General features: G+C 34.3%; 7 protein-coding genes. 6 read left to right on the top strand and 1 reads right to left on the bottom strand.

The window, feature by feature from the left end:
• From AC07XN_RS23260 to AC07XN_RS23235, 6 genes are all read left to right on the top strand, one after another.
• On the top strand, positions 1-211 hold a 211-nt coding region (locus tag AC07XN_RS23260), incomplete at its 5' end, for a hypothetical protein (RefSeq protein WP_494744790.1).
• Positions 208-579 (top strand): type II toxin-antitoxin system VapC family toxin, encoded by a 372-nt coding sequence (locus tag AC07XN_RS23255; RefSeq protein ID WP_494744789.1) that lies wholly within the window; start codon positions 208-210, stop codon positions 577-579. The genes AC07XN_RS23260 and AC07XN_RS23255, both read left to right, overlap by 4 nt.
• A gap of 64 nt (positions 580-643) precedes the next feature.
• Positions 644-1,294 (top strand): polysaccharide deacetylase family protein, encoded by a 651-nt coding sequence (locus AC07XN_RS23250; RefSeq protein ID WP_494744788.1) that lies wholly within the window; start codon positions 644-646, stop codon positions 1,292-1,294.
• Between the two features lie 27 nt (positions 1,295-1,321).
• On the top strand, positions 1,322-2,332 hold the full coding sequence (locus AC07XN_RS23245) for a glycosyltransferase (RefSeq protein WP_494744787.1): 1,011 nt from the start codon (positions 1,322-1,324) through the stop codon (positions 2,330-2,332).
• A 445-nt stretch (positions 2,333-2,777) separates the two neighbouring features.
• Entirely contained in the window at positions 2,778-3,563 is a 786-nt protein-coding gene (locus AC07XN_RS23240) for a TatD family hydrolase (RefSeq protein WP_309919116.1), read from the top strand.
• A gap of 58 nt (positions 3,564-3,621) precedes the next feature.
• A complete protein-coding gene (locus AC07XN_RS23235; protein ID WP_494744786.1) occupies positions 3,622-4,686 on the top strand; it encodes an asparaginase in 1,065 nt (354 codons plus the stop codon).
• Between the two features lie 165 nt (positions 4,687-4,851).
• Here AC07XN_RS23235 and AC07XN_RS23230 read toward each other — a convergent pair whose 3' ends face one another.
• Positions 4,852-5,298, bottom strand: coding sequence for a MarR family winged helix-turn-helix transcriptional regulator (locus AC07XN_RS23230; protein WP_309922874.1), 447 nt, complete (start codon positions 5,296-5,298; stop codon positions 4,852-4,854).
• Positions 5,299-5,385 lie beyond the last annotated feature (87 nt).

The raw sequence follows: 5,385 nt of genomic DNA, 5'->3' as shown, positions 1-5,385 counted from the left end.
AACTATACTTGTAGAAATAAAAGATAACAAAGCTTATAGACTTTTAGAAGATTTAGAAGATTTACAACTTATAAAAGTTTTAAAAGAACCTCGCCAGCCAAGACAAAAGCTATCTGAAAAATATGCTGGGAAATTACCTTTCGAAATTGTTGAAGAGCTTCAAAATGATGTATCTCAAAGTAGACAAGAATGGAACAGAAATGATATTTGATTGATACTAATGCAGTTATTGATTATCTCGGAAGTAAAATAACTGATAGCGGTATGAATTTTATGAATGTTGTAATCGATGAAACTCCTATAGTCTCTATAGTGACTAAAATTGAGGTTTTAGGTTTTAATGCTCCTATTGAACATTACCAACTCTTAAATGATTTTATGAATGATTCAATCGTATTGGATTTAACAAAAGAGGTTGTAGATACTTGTATTCAATTAAGAAAAAACAATAAAATTAAACTCCCCGATGCCCTAATTGCTGCTACAGCACTTGTTAATAATTTAGTTTTAATATCACGAAATATAGCTGATTTTAAAAATATTAAAGATTTACAAGTACTCGATCCTCATACTTTATAATTTTGAGATGTTACTATAAAATTCAAGCTCAATAAATAGTGATTTTTAATTTTGTTAATTCCCTATGTTTATCCATAAAACCAATTTCTTGATGCGGGCTTTTTATCCAGATTTTGTCTGGAAAGTAAAGAATGCAGAAAAAGCAATTTATCTTACTTTTGATGATGGTCCTATTCCTGAGGTAACAGAATTTGTATTGGATGAGTTAGCTAAATTTCAGGCGAAAGCTACATTTTTTTGTATTGGGGATAATATTAAAAAGCATCCTGATGTATTTAAAAAAGTTATTTCCCAAGGACATTCTATTGGCAATCATACCTTCAATCATTTAAAAGGCTGGAAGACGGAGGACGAACTTTATTTGCAGAATTTCCAACAATGTGAAGCCATTATTGAAACCAGCGACTATTATTCTTTGGCACAAAACACGGTGTTGGCAAAGAAAAAATTCCGTCCGCCTTATGGTCGCATCAAGAAAAGTCAGGCAACAGATATTTTACCAAGTCACGACATAATAATGTGGGACGTGCTTTCAGGTGACTTTTCTAAGGATTTATCCCCAGAGAAAGTCTTGCAGAAAACGATACGGTATACTGAAAGCGGTTCAATCGTATTATTTCATGATAGTATAAAAGCCAATAAAAATATGTCTTATGCTTTGCCAAGAGTATTATCACATTTCTCAGAAAAAGGTTTTACTTTTAAGGCATTATAAAACGAATGTCATATTTACCTTTCCTGAATGAAGATTTCCTCAAGACCAAATGTAACTGTCTGGATTGCGGCCAGAAATGAAGAAGATACTATTTTGAAATGTCTTCAATCGATAGCAAACCTCAATTATCCCATAGCAAACCTGCAAGTATTAATCGGTAATGATCAGTCTGAAGACCAAACCAAAGCTTTGGTCGAAGATTTCATTAAAGAAAAACCCCATTTTCAACTTGTTGATATTCAGAAGGTAATTAACCATCAACGTGGTAAAGCGAATGTATTAGCAAATTTATACGAGTATTCAACGGGTAAATATTTCTTGATTTGTGATGCTGATGTTACTGTAAATCCCGATTGGATAGAAGGAATGATTGCTAATTTTGAAGCTAATGAACAGATAGGACATCAAGTAGGAATTACTGATATTAAAGGCACCAGTATGTGGCATCATTTCCAGTCTATCGACTGGCTTCATGCACTTACACTATTAAAAATAGCCGCTGATTTAAAAATTCCGTTAACTGGTTTGGGCAATAATTCAGCCGTCACTCGCAAAGCTTACGAAGCTACTGGAGGTTATGCCAAAATTCCTTTTTCCATTACTGAGGACTTTGCCTTGTTTCATGAAGTAGTGAAAAAAGGTTTTGGTTTTAAGAATACGATTAACCGAGAAGTGTTTAATCAAACCCTCCCGATGATAAATTTGAAAGAATTTCTTCATCAAAGAAAACGCTGGATGGTCGGAGCGTTGCAATGTCCGTGGTGGATTGTGACACTACTTTTTTTGCAAGCCCTATTACTTCCAATTTTATTAATTGTGGGTTTATCCTTTTCTTGGAAACTAGCAGGTATTCTTTGGTTGATTAAATGGCTTAATCAAAGTTTTACAGTTTTACCAACAATTTTGAAATTAAGGCGATTTCACCTGATAAAACACTTAATTTTGTATGAAATCTATGCAAATTGTTGGCAATTAACCATGATTCTATTTTATTACTCACCCGTGGCGGTAGATTGGAAAGGAAGAATTTATAAGTGAGGAGGTCCTTATGTTTGAGTGATGAGTTTTGAGTTGTCTTTTGTGTTTGCCTAAAATAGGTTTCTCTGTGTTTTGAGAATAAATGTCCTTTTTTATCACTTGCGGGGTGACTTAAGACCTATTGATTATTCATAAGTATATAAACAACTGATAATCAAGGTATTTATTCCTAGCGAGGGACTTAAGTCCCTCGCTAGGAATAAGAGTTTCACGTAGTCGGGCTGTGACATGAGACGACCAAAGCTCGGTTTGAAAGGCGATTTGAACCAATTTTATCAATAGTCACATCATCATTTTAAATTTTTAAAAGATGTTGGTAATTATCAGGAATTAATTCCCGCGCTTATGATAAAATTACAAGCTCTTTACAAAGACAAAATGCTCATAGCTCATAGCTCATAGCTCATAGCTTAATAGCCTACCGCTAACCCAAGAAAACAATATAATGAACAATTTATCATCAACATTACAAATCATTGAAACTCACGCACATATTTATGATGAAACCTATTTAGAAGACCGTGACCAAATGCTAGAAAAAGCCTTTTCAGCAGGTGTTTCGCAAATCTGGATGCCTAATTGTGCTGCTGAAACTATTCAAGGAATGATGGCGCTGGCAGAACAATATCCAGCGCAATGTTTTCCGATGATGGGGCTACATCCATGTTATGTAAAAGAAGATTTTGAGAAAGAATTAGCCATTGTAGAAGAATGGTTGAACAAATATCAATTTATTGCTATCGGTGAAATTGGAATGGATTTATATTGGGATAAAACCTTTGTGAAACAACAAGAGGAGGCTTTTTTGTACCAATGTCAATTAGCTAAAAAACATAATTTATGGATTGATATTCATTCAAGAAATGCCTTTTGGGAAACTGTAGCATTGATTGAAAAAAATGCAGACCCAAATCTGAAAGGAATTTTCCACTGTTTTACAGGAACATTAGAAGAAGCCCAAAAAGCCATAGAATTAGGGTTCCTTTTGGGAATAGGAGGGGTAGCTACCTTTAAAAACGGAGGACTTGATAAAATTTTGCCTAACATTGATTTAACGTCAATTGTGTTAGAAACAGATGCCCCTTATTTAGCACCTGTACCTTACAGAGGTAAAAGGAACGAACCGTCGTACCTAACGATTATTGCACAGAAAGTAGCAGATATGATGGCTTGTAGTGTAGAAACCGTCATTGAGCAAACTACTAAAAATGCTATTAATTTATGTAATTAATTAGTAAAGCTTCATTGCATTAAACTTATATTGACCATTTATAATTCATTCAGCAAACATGTATAATATTATAAAAATCAACACGAAAACTCATGGTAAAGGCGATGTAAAAGTACTCGTTATTTATACAGGAGGAACTTTAGGGATGGTATATGATGCTAAATCTGATGGGCTAGTACCGTTTGATTTTGCCCAGATTCCTGAAAATTTACCTGAAATGGCTCGTTTAGATTTCGATATTTCAGTACTTACCTTTGATACTTTATTGGATTCTTCTAATATGAATCCTGCGGTTTGGATTACATTAGCCAAAATCATTGGTGAAAAATATCATGAGTACGACTCATTCGTAATCCTCCACGGAACAGATACCATGGCATATACGGCTTCTGCTTTGAGTTATTTGTTAGAAAACCTCAATAAGCCTGTTATTCTTACAGGAGCTCAGTTGCCTATTGGAGTAGCTAGAACAGACGCGAAAGAGAATTTTATTACAGCCCTTGAAATTGCAGCCGACCGAATTAATAATGCTCCTGTTATTTCTGAGGTATGTATATATTTTAATTCAATATTATTAAGGGGCAATCGTGCTAGAAAAAACGAGAGCGTTCAATTCAATGCTTTTGAGTCAGAGAATTATCCAGTGTTGGCAGAAGCAGGAGTAAAGATTGAGTATAACAAGCCTTATATCAAGCACCATCATCCTAATGCTAAATTAATTGTGCATGATTGTTTGGATGAAAATGTCGTAATCTTGAAAATATTCCCAGGAATATCGGAAAAAGTAGTCAGGAGTATTTTGGGTATTGAGGGACTAAAAGGTGTTGTGATGGAGACTTTTGGTTCTGGCAATGCACCAACCGTACAATGGTTTCTAGACTTGATGAAAGAGTTTATCGACAAAGGAATTATTATTTATAACGTATCTCAATGTAATGGTGGCAGAGTAACACAGGGACATTATCAAACTAGCCAGTATTTACAAGAAATTGGCGTAGTGAGTGGTGCAGATTTAACCACCGAAGCAGCTATTACCAAGTTGATGTATGTGTTAGGTCAAAACACTTATTTTGCGGAAAAAAAGAAGAATTTGAAGTATTCTATAGCAGGGGAAATGTCTTAATTTAGATGCTGTAGTTTTGTTGGTTAACCAACTTTTAGGCAAAATTTCCTCGCAAATTGCACAGATAAATACCGCTGATTTACGCAGAGTCTATGATTCTTTATCAGCGTAAATCAGCGGCATTTATCTCTAAAATCAGCGGGTAAATAAAATTTATAATACTAATTAGTGCGTAATATTAGTATAAATAGCATCCAAAATCTTTACGAAGGTTTTGTAATCTTCTTCTGATAAATCACCCCAACCTTTCCTTCTTACTTCCACTACGATGGGATTGGCTTGTTCAAACTTCTCTCTGCCTGCATCTGTTAGCGTAATCATAAATCTACGGCGGTCGTTAGTAGCCATTTTTCTTTCGGCAAACCCTTTTTTTACCAATAAATCAATGATTCGGGTAACTGTCGGAGCATCCTTCACGGTCATTTCTGCCAATTCATTCTGACTAATACCAAATTCTTCGTGTCTTTTGATATGGTCTAATAAAACCCATTGGTCTACAGTAAGGTCAATGTTGGCATCGTCTAATTTTTTTTGAAGTATAAGCCTAATTTTTTTGATAGTAGTATCTATTTTAAAAAAGTAAGCTCTGGTATCAGCAGGATTTGTAGTCATCGTACAATAAAAAATGAAGATTGAAAAGAAGTCGATAGAAAAAACATTTCTCTACTTTCAAATGAAATAAGACGCTAATCAAAATAT

The sequence above is a fragment of the Arcicella sp. GW458-12-2-14-TSB2 genome (genome assembly GCF_059423785.1).
The sequence above is the reverse complement of the archived record's forward strand: the minus strand, read 5'-3'. Positions and strand labels throughout refer to the sequence as shown.